At 60.3% G+C, this 15,773-nt stretch carries 12 protein-coding genes, 1 other RNA gene and 1 pseudogene; 9 read left to right on the forward strand and 5 right to left on the reverse strand.

Translation table 11 applies throughout. The features are described 5' to 3' along the window. From ACI2JX_RS09865 to ffs, 8 genes are all read left to right on the forward strand, one after another. Positions 1 to 420 carry a hypothetical protein gene (locus ACI2JX_RS09865; RefSeq protein ID WP_368972476.1) on the forward strand — a complete coding sequence of 140 codons (420 nt, stop codon included), beginning with the start codon at positions 1 to 3 and terminating at the stop codon, positions 418 to 420. A 165-nt stretch (positions 421 to 585) separates the two neighbouring features. After that, on the forward strand, positions 586 to 1,524 hold the full coding sequence (locus tag ACI2JX_RS09870) for a 2-hydroxyacid dehydrogenase (RefSeq protein WP_404689979.1): 939 nt from the start codon (positions 586 to 588) through the stop codon (positions 1,522 to 1,524). Positions 1,525 to 1,557: 33 nt separating this feature from the next. Further along, complete coding sequence (locus ACI2JX_RS09875; protein WP_404689980.1) at positions 1,558 to 2,346, forward strand: PhzF family phenazine biosynthesis protein; 789 nt, start codon at positions 1,558 to 1,560, stop codon at positions 2,344 to 2,346. Between the two features lie 163 nt (positions 2,347 to 2,509). Then, positions 2,510 to 3,169: a GntR family transcriptional regulator gene (locus tag ACI2JX_RS09880; RefSeq protein ID WP_264235019.1), complete on the forward strand. Its 660-nt coding sequence runs from the start codon at positions 2,510 to 2,512 to the stop codon at positions 3,167 to 3,169. A 3-nt stretch (positions 3,170 to 3,172) separates the two neighbouring features. Then, on the forward strand, positions 3,173 to 6,661 hold the full coding sequence (smc, locus tag ACI2JX_RS09885; RefSeq protein ID WP_404689981.1) for a chromosome segregation protein SMC: 3,489 nt from the start codon (positions 3,173 to 3,175) through the stop codon (positions 6,659 to 6,661). Positions 6,662 to 6,866: 205 nt separating this feature from the next. Then, positions 6,867 to 7,760, forward strand: a complete 894-nt coding sequence (gene zipA / locus ACI2JX_RS09890; RefSeq protein WP_404689982.1) for a cell division protein ZipA — start codon at positions 6,867 to 6,869, stop codon at positions 7,758 to 7,760. A 115-nt stretch (positions 7,761 to 7,875) separates the two neighbouring features. After that, positions 7,876 to 10,206, forward strand: a complete 2,331-nt coding sequence (gene ligA / locus ACI2JX_RS09895; protein ID WP_404689983.1) for an NAD-dependent DNA ligase LigA — start codon at positions 7,876 to 7,878, stop codon at positions 10,204 to 10,206. A gap of 121 nt (positions 10,207 to 10,327) precedes the next feature. Beyond that, positions 10,328 to 10,424, forward strand: an RNA gene (gene ffs / locus ACI2JX_RS09900) — signal recognition particle sRNA small type. Positions 10,425 to 10,880: 456 nt separating this feature from the next. Here ffs and ACI2JX_RS09905 read toward each other — a convergent pair. The 4 genes and pseudogenes from ACI2JX_RS09905 to ACI2JX_RS09920 all read right to left on the reverse strand — a co-directional run bounded on the left by ACI2JX_RS09905 (position 10,881) and on the right by ACI2JX_RS09920 (position 14,365). Continuing rightward, positions 10,881 to 12,086: a hypothetical protein gene (locus ACI2JX_RS09905; protein ID WP_404689984.1), complete on the reverse strand. Its 1,206-nt coding sequence runs from the start codon at positions 12,084 to 12,086 to the stop codon at positions 10,881 to 10,883. A gap of 480 nt (positions 12,087 to 12,566) precedes the next feature. Beyond that, entirely contained in the window at positions 12,567 to 13,010 is a 444-nt protein-coding gene (locus tag ACI2JX_RS09910; RefSeq protein WP_404690013.1) for a recombinase family protein, read from the reverse strand. Then, positions 12,989 to 13,550 (reverse strand): annotated as a pseudogene (locus tag ACI2JX_RS09915) (integrase); the annotation flags it as partial. The gene ACI2JX_RS09910 and the pseudogene ACI2JX_RS09915, both read right to left, overlap by 22 nt. 407 nt (positions 13,551 to 13,957) lie before the next feature. Then, positions 13,958 to 14,365 (reverse strand): helix-turn-helix domain-containing protein, encoded by a 408-nt coding sequence (locus tag ACI2JX_RS09920; protein WP_404689985.1) that lies wholly within the window; start codon positions 14,363 to 14,365, stop codon positions 13,958 to 13,960. A gap of 84 nt (positions 14,366 to 14,449) precedes the next feature. Between ACI2JX_RS09920 and ACI2JX_RS09925 the strand changes: the two genes are divergently transcribed. Further along, the gene (locus tag ACI2JX_RS09925) at positions 14,450 to 14,938 is read left to right on the forward strand and encodes a DUF2938 domain-containing protein (RefSeq protein ID WP_404689986.1); all 489 of its coding nucleotides are present in this window, start codon (positions 14,450 to 14,452) and stop codon (positions 14,936 to 14,938) included. On the opposite strand, the gene ACI2JX_RS09930 is transcribed toward ACI2JX_RS09925, so the two are convergent. Then, positions 14,927 to 15,697 (reverse strand): substrate-binding periplasmic protein, encoded by a 771-nt coding sequence (locus ACI2JX_RS09930; RefSeq protein ID WP_404689987.1) that lies wholly within the window; start codon positions 15,695 to 15,697, stop codon positions 14,927 to 14,929. The two genes, ACI2JX_RS09925 and ACI2JX_RS09930, sit on opposite strands and share 12 nt — an antisense overlap. Positions 15,698 to 15,773: the final 76 nt, after the last annotated feature.

A 15,773-nucleotide genomic window follows, 5' to 3' on the forward strand; every position in this document is an offset into this window, starting at 1 on the left:
ATGAACAGCACCGTCCGCTTGACCCTGATCACCCTGGCCCTGGGTCTGTCTGCGTGTACGGTGCGCGAGCCGGTCGAGCAGCCATTGCCACCGATCGAAAGCGTACCGCCGCGTCCAGGTCCGGCAGTCAAGCCGCTACCGGGCAGTCAGCCGGGTACCCAGCCGAGCAAGCCAGCGGCGATTCCCAAGCCGATGCCGCGCACCTCGGCCAGCTTCGCACCGCCACCGGGCGGCGCCAGCCACTGGGATCCGAAGCTGGGCGTGTATGTGCTGGAGAAAAAAACCAACACCTTCTACCGTCAGCGCACCTACTACCGCTATGACGGCGGCTGGAGCTGGTCGCTGAGCCCGGACGGGCCGTGGCAGGAGACCGATAGCAGTGGCGTGCCCGGAGGCCTGGGGCGCGCCTTCGCCCAATAGGGTGTCAATCCCGGTCTCATCGCGGGGCATGTCGCAGCGATGAGGCCGGGATTGGCCTGCTAGAATTTGCTAACCAATACAGTACAGTCAGCGCCTAATTCTCCAATTGACTGTACTGACCACTAACCGCGCATAATCCCCCCTCGCATTGAGCCGGAGGGGTGCATGAGCAAGACAGTCCTGGTACTGGTTGAAACCGTCGACGATTACCTGCCATTGCTCGAACAGGCCGGCTACCGCCTGATTCGCGCGCCATCGCTACAACTGCGCGCCGACGCCATCGTGCGCCATGCCGGCGAGATCGATGCAGTCCTTACCCGCGGGCCACTGGGCCTGACCGCCGCTGAAATAGACGCCCTGCCCAAGTTGCAGATCATCTGCGTGATCGGCGCGGGCTACGAGCAGGTCGACTTGCCTGCCGCAGCGGCGCGCGGCATTACCGTGACCAATGGCGCTGGCGCCAATGCGCCAGCCGTCGCCGACCACACCCTGGCCCTGCTGCTGGCACTGCTGCGCGATATCCCCCGCGCCGATGCCAGTACCCGCCGCGCTGAGTGGAACCGGGTCATCAGCCCTTCGGTGTCGGGCAAGCGCTTAGGGATTCTCGGCTTGGGTGCGGTGGGGCTGGCGATTGCCAAGCGTGCATCGCTGGGTTTTGACATGCCCATCAGCTACCACAGTCGTACCCCGCGTGAAGACGTTGCATACAGCTGGTACGACAGCCCGCAACACCTGGCCGAGGCGGTCGATATTCTGGTGGTCGCCACCCCGGGCGGTGCCAACACCCACCATCTGGTGGACGCGCAGGTGCTTCAGGCGCTGGGTGCCGAGGGCTATCTGGTCAATATCGCCCGCGCCAGCGTGGTCGACACCCAGGCGCTGGTCGAAGCCTTGCAGCAAGGCACGATCGCGGGCGCTGCCTTGGATGTGTTCGATGACGAGCCGTCAGTGCCCGATGCGCTCAAGGCGCTGGGCAATACCGTGCTGACGCCTCACGTTGCCGGGCAATCGCCGGAGGCTGCACGCGATACCGTGGCCCTGGTGCTGCGTAACCTGCAGGCATTCTTCGCTGGCGAGCCGGTATTGACCCCGGTTCGTCCTTGAGCATTTTGGTTTTTCGACCGTGGAGCTTTTTGCATGCAACTTGAGATCTTCCAGGTAGATGCGTTTTCCGCCCAGCCCTTTGGTGGCAACCCGGCAGCGGTGATCCCCCTTGAAAACTGGCTGCCCGATGAGCTGCTGCAACGCATTGCCGAAGAGAACAATCTGTCCGAGACCGCCTATTTCGTGAAAAACCAGGCGGGCTATGACTTGCGCTGGTTCACCCCGACGGTGGAGGTCGACCTGTGTGGGCATGCGACCTTGGCGGCAGCCTGGGTGCTGTTCGAGCAGCTGGGGGAGCAGGCGGAGGTGTTGCGGTTCAATACCCGCAGCGGCGAGTTGCGCGTCAGCCGTGGCGCTGATGGCTTGCTGGCGATGGACTTCCCGGCCAAACAGCCGGTGGCGGTCGAGACGCCATCGGGCTTGCTCGAAGCGCTCGGCTTGAGCCGCGCCCGCGGGGTCTATCGCACAGACGATTACCTGGTGGTGATTGACGATGCCTCGCTGATCGAGACCCTGGCGCCGGACTTCGTCGCGTTGGCCGGGTTTGACGTGCGCGGGATCGCGGTGACTGCGCCGGGTCGTGGGTTTGATTTCGTCACCCGCTGGTTCGGGCCGCGCGTAGGGGTCAATGAAGACCCGGTGACCGGTTCTGCCCACACATCGCTGGCGCCATACTGGGCCGAGCGCCTGGATCAGAGCAGCCTGAGCTGCGAGCAGGGTGGCGCGCGCAAGGGCCAATTGCACTGCCAGGTGCCTGGTAATGGCCGGGTGATCATCAGTGGCAAGGGCGCGTTGTATCTGCGCGGTACAGTATTCATCTGACCACTGAGGCGGGTAGGCGCTTGGCTTGGCTGGTTCATGCGCTTACCGTGCCATCATCGGCAATAACCGCTCGAATAAACCGCCACGCCCCTCTGCTCGCCCTCCAGGCAAGTGCGCTACAATCCGCCCCTTGTACCCAGTTCAATGATTTTGAAGGAAAACCATGACGTTCAAGGCGCCGGACAGCCTCTCCGAGCAGATCGCCCATTACCTGGCCGAGCGGATCATCCGCGGCGAGCTGGCGCCGGGCGAACGCATCCAGGAGCAAAAGGTCACCCAGGCCCTGAACGTCAGCCGTGGCTCGGTGCGCGAAGCGCTATTGATCCTCGAACGTCGCCATCTGGTCGCGATCTTGCCGCGTCGTGGCGCTCATGTGACCAAGCTCGACGAGCGCAGTGTGCGCAGCCTGTGCGCGCTGATGGGCGAGTTCTATATCCTGCTGGGCAACGCCGTCGCGCAGAAATGGCGGACTGACAGCGACCTGCTGCCGTTCCTGGCGATTCAGCAGCGCCTGCAGCAGGCCTACAGCAGTACCGACATCAAGACCTTCGTCGCCGAAAGCTTTGCCGTGATGCGCGCCGCTTATCCGTTCGCCGACAATCCGTACCTGCAAGAAACCGTAGAAAACCTGCAGCCGGCCATGAGCCGCGCCTATTACCTGGCCCTGGATCAGCGCCAGGCGAACATGCTCGACTACCTCGACCTGTTCTCGCGCCTGCTCGAGGCTGTGGTCGCGCGCGATCTGCCGCGCATCCGCGAGGTGCTGGTCGCCTACTGCCAGCGCAGCTGCGAGCTGGTGCTGGCGGCGTTGGCGCGGACCTGATCGATGCGCCTCAAGTGCATTCGCCTGGCCGGGTTCAAGTCGTTCGTCGACCCGACCACGGTCAATTTCCCCAGCAATATGGCCGCTGTGGTTGGGCCCAATGGCTGCGGCAAATCCAACATCATCGATGCAGTGCGCTGGGTGATGGGCGAAAGCTCGGCGAAAAACCTGCGTGGCGAGTCGATGACCGACGTCATCTTCAATGGCTCGACCAGCCGCAAGCCGGTCAGCCAGGCCAGCATCGAGCTGGTGTTCGATAACAGCGACAACACCCTGGTCGGCGAATACGCCGCCTACGCCGAGATCTCGATCCGGCGCAAAGTGACGCGCGATGCGCAGAATACCTACTACCTCAACGGCACCAAGTGCCGTCGGCGTGACATCACCGATATTTTCCTTGGCACCGGCCTGGGCCCGCGCAGCTATTCGATCATCGAGCAGGGCATGATCTCCAAGCTGATCGAGGCCAAGCCTGAAGAACTGCGCAACTTCATCGAGGAAGCAGCGGGCATCTCCAAGTACAAGGAGCGCCGCCGCGAGACCGAGACGCGCATTCGCCGCACCCAAGAGAACCTGGCGCGCCTGACCGACCTGCGCGATGAGCTGGAACGCCAGCTCGAACGCCTGCACCGCCAGGCCCAGGCTGCCGAGAAGTACCGCGAGTACAAGGCCAGCGAGCGTCAGCTCAAAGCGCGCCTGTCGGCCCTGCGCTGGCGCGATCTAGACCAGCGGGTGGGCCAGCGTGAAACCATCATCGGCGATCAGGAAGTGGCCTTCGAGGCCCTGGTGGCCGAACAACGCAATGCCGATGCGAGCATCGAGCGCCTGCGTGATGGCCATCATGAGCTGTCCGAGCGCTTCAACCAGGTGCAGGGGCGTTTTTATTCGGTGGCCGGTGATATTGCCCGCGTCGAGCAGAGCATCCAGCACGGCCAACAGCGCCTGCGTCAGTTGCAGGATGATCTGAAAGAGGCCGAGCGCACCCGCCTGGAAACCGAGTCGCACCTGGGCCACGACCGCACCTTGCTGGCCACCCTCGGTGAAGAGCTGGCGATGCTCGAGCCGGAGCAGGAAATGACCCTGGCCGCCGCCGAGGAGGCCGCCGCCACCCTGGAAGAAGCCGAGCTGGGCATGCACGGCTGGCAGGAGCAGTGGGACAGCTTCAATACCCGCTCGGCCGAACCGCGGCGGCAGGCCGAGGTCCAGCAGTCGCGCTTGCAGCAACTCGAGTCCAGCCTGGAGCGACTCTCTGAGCGCCAGCGCAAGTTAGGCGAGGAACGCGACCAGCTTGGCGCCGACCCACAGGACGCCGCCACGCTTGAGCTGACCGAGCAGGTTGCCAGCAGCGAGCTGCTGCTCGAAGAGCTGCAGATGGCCGAGCAGGAGGTGATCGAGCGGCTGGAAGGGGTGCGTGAACAGCTCCAGCAAACCACTCAGGCACATCAGCAGTTGCAGGGCGATCAGCAGCGCCTGGGTGGTCGCCTGGCGTCCCTCGAAGCCTTGCAGCAAGCGGCCCTGGAGCCTGCCGCTGGCGCCGCCGACTGGCTGCGCGGCCAAGGCCTGGAGCAGCGCCCGCGGCTGGCCGAGGGGCTGCGCGTCGAGTCGGGTTGGGAGCTGGCGGTGGAAACCGTGCTGGGCGCCGACCTGCAAGCGGTGCTGGTGGATGACTTCACCCAGCTTGATTTCGCCGCGCTCGAGCAGGGCGATCTGCGCCTGCTGCTGGCTGAAGGCGAGGCGGCGCGGCTGCCGGGCAGCCTGCTGGACAAGGTCGAGGGGCGCACTGACCTGAGCCCATGGCTGGGGCAGGTGCGTCCGGTAGAAAACCTGGAGCAGGCACTGGCTCAGCGTGCCGGGTTAAGCGAAGGGCGGAGCCTGGTCAGTCGCGATGGCTACTGGGTGGGGCGGCATTTCTTGCGAGTCAGCCGCGCCGGCGAGGCCGAAGGTGGCGTGCTGGCGCGCGGGCAGGAAATCGAGCGCCTGGCCCAGGAGCAGCTGGAGCAGCAGGCCCAGCTCGAACAGCTGGAGCAGCAGCTCCAGGCGCAGCGCGAGCAACAGCGCGAGCTGGAAGAGCAGCGCGAGCAATTGCGCCGCCGCAGCCAGGATGAGAACCGCCAGCAGGGTGAGCTCAAGGCCCGCCTGTCCGCTGGCCGCGCACGTGCCGAACAGTTGGAACTGCGCCGCCGCCGTCTCGAAGAAGAGCTCACCGAGCTAAACGAACAACGCGCCATCGAGCATGAGCAGCTGGGTGAGGCGCGGCTGATTCTGCAAGAGGCCCTGGACCTGATGGCCCAGGACACCGAGCAGCGCGAGCAGTTGATGGCCCGTCGCGATACCTTGCGCGAAGGCCTCGATCGGGTCCGCCAGGAAGCGCGCCAGCACAAGGATCACGCCCATCAACTGGCGGTGCGCCTGGGCTCGTTGCGCGCCCAGCATGACTCCACCCACCAGGCCCTGGAGCGCCTCGAGCAGCAAGCCGCGCGCCTGAGTGAGCGCCAAGAGCAACTGAGCCTGAACCTGGAGGAGGGCGAGGCGCCGCAAGAGGAATTGCGCCTTAAGCTCGAAGAGCTGCTCGAACGGCGCATGAGCGTCGATGAAGAAATGCGTCTGGCGCGCCTGCACATGGACGAAGCCGACCGGCAATTGCGCGACGCTGAGAAGCGCCGCACCCAGGCCGAGCAACAGGCCCAGTTGCTGCGCGGCCAGCTTGAGCAGTCGCGCCTGGAATCCCAAGGCCTGGTACTGCGCCGCACCACCCTGCAGGAGCAGTTGCTCGCCGATGGCTTCGACCTGCAAGGGGTGCTCGCCACCCTCGAAGCCGACGCCAGCGAGCAGGGCACCGAGCAGGAGCTCGAGCAGGTCGAGGCACGTATCCAGCGCTTGGGGGCGATCAACCTGGCGGCCATCGAAGAGTACCAGCAGCAGTCCGAGCGCAAGCGTTACCTGGACGCTCAGGACGCCGATCTGGTCGAGGCGTTGGACACCCTGGAAAACGTCATTCGCAAGATCGACAAGGAAACCCGCAATCGCTTCAAGGATACCTTTGATCAGATAAATGCCGGTTTACAGGCACTTTTTCCAAAAGTTTTCGGTGGCGGCAGTGCTTACTTGGAACTGACGGGCGAAGATTTACTCGATACTGGGGTGACGATCATGGCGCGCCCGCCGGGCAAGAAAAACAGCACGATCCACTTGCTGTCCGGCGGCGAAAAAGCCCTGACCGCCCTGGCGCTGGTATTTGCCATCTTCAAACTCAACCCGGCACCGTTCTGCATGCTCGATGAAGTCGATGCGCCGCTGGACGACGCCAACGTCGGGCGGTACGCCCGGCTGGTCAAGGAAATGAGCGAGACCGTGCAGTTCATCTACATCACCCATAACAAGATTGCCATGGAAATGGCCGATCAACTGATGGGGGTGACCATGCACGAACCGGGCTGTTCACGTCTTGTTGCAGTTGATGTGGAGGAAGCAATGGCCATGGTTGATACCTGATGAGCGAAGATAGGGCGTTTTCTGTAGGGAAAACCCCCTGTCATGTGCGACAGACGGTGTAAAGTTGCCTTTGGTCGTGCTAGCTTAATGTCACGTGTATTTTGCGTGGGTAAAACGCCTGTCAGAACATAGAGTTGGCGCCACGTGTTAAAGGGCTTTGAACCCTTTGTTTTCAAGCATATTTTTTATAGAGGCACGGGATTACATGGAAATCGGTCTGCGCGAGTGGCTGATCGTCATCGGCATCATTGTCATCGCCGGTATTCTTTTCGACGGCTGGCGACGCATGCGTGGCGGCAAGGGCAAGTTGAAATTCCGTCTGGATCGCAGCTACTCCAACCTGCCCGATGAAGAGGGCGGCGCCGAGGTGCTCGGCCCTGCACGCGTGCTCGAAGGCCAGCACAAAGAGCCCGAGCTGGACGAAACCGACCTGCCTTCGATGAGCGCCCCGGTGCGCGAACGCGAGCGTGAGCGCGAAGCCAAACCGGCCAAGGCGGCCAAGCGCGGCAAACGTGCCCATAGCGAGCCACAGCAGGGCGACCTGAACCTGGCGGCCGACTCGCGTGAACCCGACCTGTTCGCCGAGGCCGACGATGACTACGCCGCCGAGAACAGCCGCAGCAGTGGCTCTTCGTCCAGCACCAGCTCGGTCAAAGAGTTGCCGCCGGCTGAAGAAGTGCTGGTGATCAGCGTCATCTCCCGTGATGAAGGCGGCTTCAAGGGCCCAGCCCTGCTGCAGAACATTCTCGAGAGCGGTCTGCGCTTCGGCGAGATGGACATTTTCCACCGCCACGAAAGCATGGCTGGCCACGGCGAAGTACTCTTCTCGATGGCCAACGCGGTCAAGCCGGGTATCTTCGACCTGGATGACATCGACCATTTCAGCACCCGGGCGGTGAGCTTCTTCCTCGGTCTGCCAGGCCCACGTCATCCCAAGCAAGCCTTCGATGTGATGGTTGCCGCAGCGCGCAAGCTGGCCCATGAGCTCAATGGCGAGCTCAAGGACGATCAGCGCAGCGTGCTGACCGCGCAGACCATCGAGCACTACCGCCAGCGCATCGTCGAGTTCGAGCGCCGCGCGCTGACCCAGAAGCGCTGATCGCTCAAAGCTGTAACACCCGAGCGGGCGGATCCTGCCTCGATCCCGCCCGCGAATGATTCAAGCGCAAGAGCAGCCCCGGGGCTGCTCTTTTGCTTTGCAAGAGAAGATGACCATGAACGCCGAATCCCGAATCCATGAACTGCGTGCCGAGCTCGATCAGCACAACTACCGCTATTACGTGCTCGATGAACCCAGCGTTCCGGACGCCGAATACGACCGCTTGTTCAATGAGCTCAAGGCGCTGGAAGCCGAGCACCCGCACCTGGTAACCCCCGACTCGCCAACCCAGCGTGTCGGCGGTGCGGCGCTGGCGGCATTCAGCCAGGTGCGTCATGAGATCCCCATGCTCAGCCTGGGTAACGCCTTCGAGGAAAGCGACCTGCGCGAATTCGATCGGCGGGTCGTGGAAGGTCTCGATCAGCCAGGCGCGGTCGACTACAGCTGCGAGCCCAAGCTCGATGGCCTGGCGGTCAGCCTGCTGTACCGCGATGGCCAGTTGGTGCAGGGCGCTACCCGTGGCGATGGCAGCACCGGTGAAGACATCAGTGCCAACGTGCGGACTGTGCGCAACATCCCGCTCAAGCTGCAGGGCAGTGGTTGGCCGGCGGTGCTGGAGGTGCGTGGTGAAGTGTTCATGAGCAAGGCCGGCTTCGACCGGCTCAATGCCGCGCAAGCCGAAAGCGGCGGCAAGACCTTCGCCAACCCACGCAATGCTGCCGCTGGCAGCCTGCGTCAGCTGGATTCGAAAATTACCGCCAGCCGCCCGCTGGAGTTCTGCTGCTATGGCCTGGGCCAAGTGTCGGAAACTATCGGCGACAGCCATATCGGCATTCTTGAACAGCTCAAGGCCTGGGGCCTGCCGATCAGTCGCGAGCTCAAGCACGCCGCAGGCATCGAAGAGTGCCTGGCCTACTACCGCGACATCGGCGCTCGGCGCAATGATCTGCCCTATGAGATCGATGGCGTGGTGTTCAAGGTCAACAACCTGGCCTCCCAGCGTGAGCTGGGCTTTCGCGCCCGCGAGCCGCGTTGGGCGATCGCCCACAAGTTCCCGGCCATGGAAGAGCTTACCGAAGTGCTCGATGTCGAGTTCCAGGTCGGCCGTACCGGTGCGGTCACGCCCGTCGCGCGCTTGAAGCCGGTGAAGGTGGCCGGCGTGACGGTGTCCAACGCGACCTTGCACAACATGGACGAAATCGCCCGCCTGGGCCTGCGCATCGGTGACACGGTGATCATTCGCCGGGCCGGCGACGTGATCCCCCAGGTGATGCAGGTGGTGCTCGAGCGCCGCCCCAAGGATACTCGCCCGGTGCAGGTGCCCAGCCAATGCCCGGTGTGTGGCTCGCAGGTCGAGCGCACCCAGCTGATCAAGCGCAGCAAGGGCAAGGAAACCACCAGCGAAGGCGCGGTGTATCGCTGCGTCGGCCGCCTGGCCTGTGCTGCGCAGCTCAAGCAGGCGATCATTCACTATGTTTCGCGCCGCGCCATGGATATCGATGGCTTGGGCGAGAAGAGCGTCGAGCAACTGGTCGACGAAGGCCTGATCCGCTCGCCAGCCGACCTGTACAGCCTCAAGTTCGAGCAAATTGTCGAGCTTGAAGGGTTTGCCGAGGTGTCCAGCAACAAACTGCTCGAAGCGATTGAGAACAGTAAACGGCCGAGCCTGGCGCGCTTCATCTACGCCCTTGGCATTCCTGATGTCGGCGAGGAGACTGCCAAGGTCCTGGCGCGCTCACTGGGTAGTCTGGCGCGCGTACAGCAGGCGTTGCCGCAGGTGCTGACCTATCTGCCCGACATCGGCCTGGAAGTCGCCCACGAGATCCACAACTTCTTCGAAGACCAGCACAACCGCGACGTCATCCAGCAGTTGCTCGCCAGTGGCATGCAGTTGCAGGAAGAGGGCGAGCTGGCCGCGGAGTTCGCCGCCAGCACCACCTTGGCCGGGATGATCGCCAAGCTCGATATCGCCTCGGTTGGCCCGACCGGCGCTGAAAAGCTGGTGGCCAAGCTCGGTAGCCTGGACCAGATCATCGAAGCCGATGGCATCGATCTGCGCCAAGCCCTCAATAGCAAGCAGGCCGATGCCGTGCGCGAGTTCTTCAAGAGCGAGGCCAATCAACAGTTGGCGCGTGCTATCGAAGCGCAGTTGCAGGCATTTGGCATGCACTGGGCCAGCGAGAAGAAAGTGGTCGAAGGGCTGCCCCTGGCCGGCCAGACCTGGGTGCTCACCGGCAGCCTGGAGCGCATGAGTCGCGACATCGCCAAGGACAAGCTGGAAAGCCTCGGGGCCAAGGTCGCCGGTTCGGTCTCCGGCAAGACCCACTGCGTTGTCGCAGGCCCAGGTGCCGGCTCCAAGCTGGCCAAGGCCAGCGAACTGGGGGTCAAGGTGCTGGATGAAGACACGTTTATCGCCTTCTTGGCCGAGCAGGGCATCGCCGTCTAATCGCCCGACGGGACAAGTCATTGAGAAATGATGGTTTTTTCTTGAGGCAGAGGTTGTAACTTCGCCTCAGACCGGTACAATGGCGCGGCTCGTCACACGGCGAGCAGCGTAGTGGTGGCCCCATCGGTCCCCCCGCATTGATTACCCGTTTACCTGGTCAGGCCCGGAAGGGAGCAGCCAAGGCGGGGACATCGAGTGCCGGGGTGTGGCTGGTGGGGCCGCCTCCATCCTATGAGTCCTTGATTATACAAGGATTTTTCGCTCAAAAATCTCGAAGTGTGACAGCGTTTAGGTACACCTAGGTGGTGCACTGTGTTGGCATTCTAGCTTCGTCATCTCGCCTCTCCAATACCTCTCTCCGGTTACGCGAATCTTCGCCGCCCTGCAGTCCGCTCATGTGGCGTTTTCCCCATTCTCTCTTGGTGATTTGCACTTGCCAGTCGTACACACGCGTAGCGAAAAACTTACGAAGTCGTCTCTCAGCTGACTGAACTACCAGGCCACCTCTTTCTTGATCTGCCTCACATACTTCAGCTCACCGGCAGCACTGAAGATCTAATCCACATCGAATGCAGACTTGGTCAGCTTCTGCAGTTAGTCGAGTCATGAGCTGCAAGGTGATGAACAGGTTCATGGTCCATCGCGTTTTTTCCTTGAATTCCATTTTTTGGGGGTCAAGCGTTAGTACTAATTGTTACGCTCCCCCTGTCCAAATACATACCTTGTTCTGTAATAACCCTTCCGGCATTGGCGTGTTCGATGCTATAAGCTTTTGCGATTTGTCGCCTCATTGGCGAGTCTGGAATGTTTTGAATTGCTGATAGATCTGTTTTCGATTTGGCATCGTTGAGGGATTCAGAGATTTTTATTTCTGTTTCTAGATTGATTAATTCTTGTCCGCGAATTTGTGCTTGTACGAGTTTGATTTCTTCCTCTTTTCTTTTTAAATCTAGTTCGTGAAGTTCTTTGGCTCGACGCTCTTGGTTGATAGTCTGATACAAAGCAAGGCCACCTTCGATGAAAGCGCCAAGGGGACTGTTTCTTTTTGCTTCTTTGAGCTCTAATCCGGTTTGCTCTCGTTTGTTAACTAGCGATCTGCCAAGAACTCGAATGTAGTTGTTTCCAACTCTTGCACAAACTAAGGGGCGGGTAGTAGCGTCAAAGGTGGTGAAGAATTCAGAAAGTCGTTTTTTGATCCTGCGATCGCTCTTGTGCTCTGGAGAAAGAATAGCCTCCTTCTCTTCATCACTCAGGTTTGTAATGATGTCCAGATCAGAAAAAAGCGTGGCTTTGCTTTTTCGGTACTTCTCTAGGGAATTTTCGAATGCAGCAGGGTCAACTTCTTTTCTTTTTTCTCCCCTTTTCATCGCATTTTCATAGCTGAGCGCAGCTCTGCCTTTTGCAAGCTCGATAATGTGCTGTTCAGCAGCCTCTAATCCATCCGATTGGAGTACTTCGAAGGCCGAGGCCACAGTTGTTCTTCTGAATGGCTGGACGTGATTTGATTTTAGGGTTGAATTTATCCGCTGAAATGCTTGGTAGAAGCAATTTAAGTCGTAAACATACTTGCTCGGGATTAGTGGGATTGGCATCCCGATAGGGTAAAAAGTTTTGGCTGCGTTAGGCTCTGAAAGTAAGTTCATTTCAGAGTATTGCTTGTAAAGAGGGAGGGAGTGATCGAAAATGAAGATGTGTTCTGGAAGAATTCCGTGAGCGAGAGCTGAACAAATAGAGTTAAGTAATTCGAATTTGTAGTACGCTGTATTGAGCTTGTTCAGGAAGCTTGCGATTTCCCAAGGGTACATTGGTTCGTCTTTTATTTGTACAAACTTAAGGCTGATTCTTGTGGAAGTGCCTTTGAAATCATAATCATCAAACATGGATTCTTCCTGAATGATAAAGCTTGTTGTTAATTTTTAAGACGGAATTTTGCATTTGCCTATGTTACATCGATGAGCAGGACGACGGAAGTGGCACCTGGCCTGTATCAGTTAAAAGGCTTACACGTCACTGCTGCGGGTGCATATCAATTCCGCCTTCCCATCACTTCCTAAACCAGCCTTAACGCGCAGTCGGGTATCGTTATCGATCCGAGGCGGATATATCCTGTGGGGGATTAGCCAAGCTCGGCCTGGGCGACTGGGCGTGGAAAGGTGCTTAATGCGTTGGGCTTACGCAGTAGTCCTAGCAGATATGAAATCAGAATATCGTGCCAGCTGGGCCTGCCCGCTAACGTTGCCATAAACGCTTTCCGTGGGTTAGTAGGGCGCACTCTCAGCCGCTAGTTGCGAAGGACAGTCCAAGGCGAGCCATCAGGCGGGATACAGTCATAGGTTGAAATGCACTGCCCCGAGCCGTCGTCACACCCTTTGAGTTGAGACACTGAGCGATAGCTGAAAGAGGGAAATACAACCATCGTACAAGCACGCCTTGATGTGGTGAGCGATAGCATCAGCCCGACTGTCTGCATTCACCTGCTTAGCCCTTACAGCGGCACCGTTGCCAACTGCCCACGCTTTCGCACGGCTGGCGTCACGACGGGCGATCTTTTCCTGAGCTTCAGCATCACCACTGGCGGCAAGCTTCTCCAGCTCGGCCAAGCCAGCTTTTGTACGGGAACGGATTTTCATCAGCTCTTCTTCAGCGAGTAATGACTTGATGTTCCGCAGCAGGCCGCTGCTATGTACGTCTTCTGCCTCGATGAAGGTGTATTTCTTCTGCAAGGTGACGAAGTGAGCATGGTCGCGTGTGAGACGGTCGATTCGATGCACGACAACTGGGCAGTAGGTGCAGCCCGACTCCACTACCTTTTTTAAGGTCTTGCCCCTGAACTCGGAGCGTAGGCCGAAATACTGGGGGCAGCGGCTGAGCCGTTCTTTAAGCAGGGGTGCTTGATAGCCATCGAAGGCTAGGGCAGGCATGTCACCCATCAGCTCGAACAGGTCTGACAACGCACGCTCGACTTCATCCGCACTGACCTGCCGCCATGTGCCGCCGCGTTTCCCTTCTTCTATATAGAGCTTCGATAGGGCGGCGAGGGTAGGGGTATCGTGTCCGGCCTGCACTGGAGCCGTCGAGGTCGCCCGTGGTGATATCGAGATGGTTGGTATGGGGGCTGAGTTCCGCCACTGCGAACATAACGCACGAAGCGTCTGAAGGTCTGTTAGCGGTTGCTCGCTGAGGTGGCCATGTAGCCTTTGAACGATTGATGCGGCGAGGAACAGTGCGCTCTGCCGGTGCCTAATGTTCAGGCTCAAACGCAAAGTGTGACACTTCGGAAAGAGGTGTTTCGGCAGCTTAAAATTCAGGTAGTAGACGGCTTTGCGTCGGATCAGATAGGCCATGGGTGTGGCACCAAAGTGTTACAGCAAAGTGTGACAGTGCTGGCTACACCCCAAGTTTTGAGTGACCGTGCTGACTATCTACACGAGCAAATGGCGAACTACCTCATCAGCCTGAAACCCTTGCCCCATAAGGCCCGCATTGATTCCCGAGCATGCTTGCATGCGTACCTGGTCAGGCCCGGAAGGGAGCAGCCAAGGCGGGGACATCGAGTGCCGGGGTGTGGCTGGTGGGGCCGCCTCCATTTCAGGGGTCGGAAAACGCTCCGCCTCCTTGCCCTGATAGTGTTTTCGCCGCCTCCTTGCGAAGAATTGTCATCACTTGCCTGCGTGGTAGGTGGCTGATCGTGTCTGACTTTTCGCAAGTTTGCCTGCGAGGTGGCCGGTTCAAACGACGGCATCCCTAACGTCTAGGTCCGCATCCGACTGCGCTCAACAGCCAGCACGCCAGTAGCCGACAGTTTCATCAGTCGCTGAAATTTCGGACACGCCAGATGGTCCTGCTCTGGACACGCCGCCGCATGGCGCAGCCCCTTGCTCATGGCCTGCAAGCGCGTGATCCGTGCATCGATATCGTCAGCCTTGGCCACCAACATTTCGCGATTCACCTGCAAATCGACCAGCATGCTCGCCACTTCATCGAGCGAGAACCCGGCTGCCTGACCCAAGGCGATCAGTGCCAGGCGATCCACCACGTCGGCAGCGAACTGGCGGCGTTGGCCTTTGCCTGCGAGTGACTTGAGCAAACCTTTGTTCTCGTAGTAACGCAGCGTTGAAGCTGGTACCCCGGTGCGTTTGGCGACATCGGCGATGTCCATGCGTGGCCCCTTGACTTGAAGTTGACTTCAACTTCTATGCTGCGCGGCATTGGGCTTTTCCGTCAATCTGCCAAGGGTTTCGCCATGACTGCTACCACCTTGATGACTTGTATTACGCTGATCGGCCTCGGTGCCACGTTGGTCATGGACCTGTGGACGCTACTGCTCAAACGGCTGGGCGTGACCACGCTCAACTACGCCATGGTCGGGCGCTGGGCCGGGCATTTGCTGCAGGGGCGTGTGTATCACCCGGCCATCGCCAAGGCTGCGCCGGTCAGGCATGAGTTGGCCTGGGGATGGGCGCTGCACTACGCGACTGGCTTGCTGTTCGCAGCGCTGCTGGTCGGCCTGGTCGGGGAGGGCTGGCTACGCACGCCGTCCCTGCCGCCTGCGTTGGGCTTCGGTTTGGCTTCGGTGCTGGTGCCGTTGTGTGTGGTGCAGCCGGCGTTTGGCGCAGGTCTGTTTGCCAACAATACTCCCACACCGTTGCGAAACTGCCTGCGTAGCCTGGCCACGCATGGCGTGTTTGGTCTGGGCCTGTACCTCAGTGCGTTGGGGCTTTCAGTGAGTTGAGCCGCTGACGATCTGACCCGCAGCGTCCTGGCCGGTGTAACGCTGGACTATCCGTTCGACTTCTCCGGACTGCTTGATCCGCACCAGCGCCCTGAGCAGTGCCTGAGTGGGGAGGGTTGGATCGTTGCGCACCATGCAGCCCAACGATTGCTCCTCGAGCACGCCCTGTACGCGCAAGCGCTGCGCCGCAGGGAGTTGGCGGTTGAACCAGTGCAATGACAATTGGTTGCTCACGGCATAGCGGTAACGTCCGGCCTCGAGTTTTTGCAGGGCGAGTTGCTGGTTGCGGCTGTCTTCGCGGCGCAGCCGGCCTTGGCTGAACAGCGGATCAAGGGTCGGGTAGCGATAGCCCAGCACCGTGCCGATGGCCTGCGCTGGCAATTGCTCTGGGTTGATGGGGGCCAGGTCGGCGCTGCGGCTGACCAGCAAATCGCGCTGCTGGATCAACGGCACGCTCCAGACGTAGTTGCCCGGCCGCTCGATCAGCCAGTTGGTGGTGACATAACAGCGCACGTCGATATCGCCGTCTTCCAGCGCCTGTTGCAGGCGCAGGCGAGCCATCAGGTGGTACTCGGCGCGTACCCCGGCCTCGCGCGCGGCGGCTTGCATCAGGTCGAACAGAATGCCTTCGACCGGCTGTTGGTGCTCGATGCGGATCAGTGGCATGCTCCAGCTTTCGGCGACCGAGAAGCGCAGCACCGGCTGTTCGGCCAGGCTGTGAGTGGAGCACAACAGCAGGATCGCCAGGATTCGCCGCACGGTTTTCCTCCCTGATGACTACCTAGGGTCTGAGCCTAGTCGTGCGTTGCTTAGCTTAGACGAGATTGGCCGGGTG

Origin of the sequence: Pseudomonas sp. NPDC088890 (assembly GCF_044900155.1) — a bacterium.
Classification (GTDB): domain Bacteria; phylum Pseudomonadota; class Gammaproteobacteria; order Pseudomonadales; family Pseudomonadaceae; genus Aquipseudomonas; species Aquipseudomonas urmiensis.

Bases quoted from the DNA above. Each gene is read 5' to 3' on its own strand.
- ACI2JX_RS09865 (WP_368972476.1), top strand. From the start codon at position 1: ATGAACAGCACCGTCCGCTTGACCCTGATCACCCTGGCCCTGGGTCTG.
- ACI2JX_RS09870 (WP_404689979.1), top strand. From the start codon at position 586: ATGAGCAAGACAGTCCTGGTACTGGTTGAAACCGTCGACGATTACCTG.
- ACI2JX_RS09875 (WP_404689980.1), top strand. From the start codon at position 1,558: ATGCAACTTGAGATCTTCCAGGTAGATGCGTTTTCCGCCCAGCCCTTT.
- ACI2JX_RS09880 (WP_264235019.1), top strand. From the start codon at position 2,510: ATGACGTTCAAGGCGCCGGACAGCCTCTCCGAGCAGATCGCCCATTAC.
- smc (WP_404689981.1), top strand. From the start codon at position 3,173: ATGCGCCTCAAGTGCATTCGCCTGGCCGGGTTCAAGTCGTTCGTCGAC.
- zipA (WP_404689982.1), top strand. From the start codon at position 6,867: ATGGAAATCGGTCTGCGCGAGTGGCTGATCGTCATCGGCATCATTGTC.
- ligA (WP_404689983.1), top strand. From the start codon at position 7,876: ATGAACGCCGAATCCCGAATCCATGAACTGCGTGCCGAGCTCGATCAG.
- ACI2JX_RS09905 (WP_404689984.1), bottom strand. From the start codon at position 12,086: ATGTTTGATGATTATGATTTCAAAGGCACTTCCACAAGAATCAGCCTT.
- ACI2JX_RS09920 (WP_404689985.1), bottom strand. From the start codon at position 14,365: ATGGACATCGCCGATGTCGCCAAACGCACCGGGGTACCAGCTTCAACG.
- ACI2JX_RS09925 (WP_404689986.1), top strand. From the start codon at position 14,450: ATGACTGCTACCACCTTGATGACTTGTATTACGCTGATCGGCCTCGGT.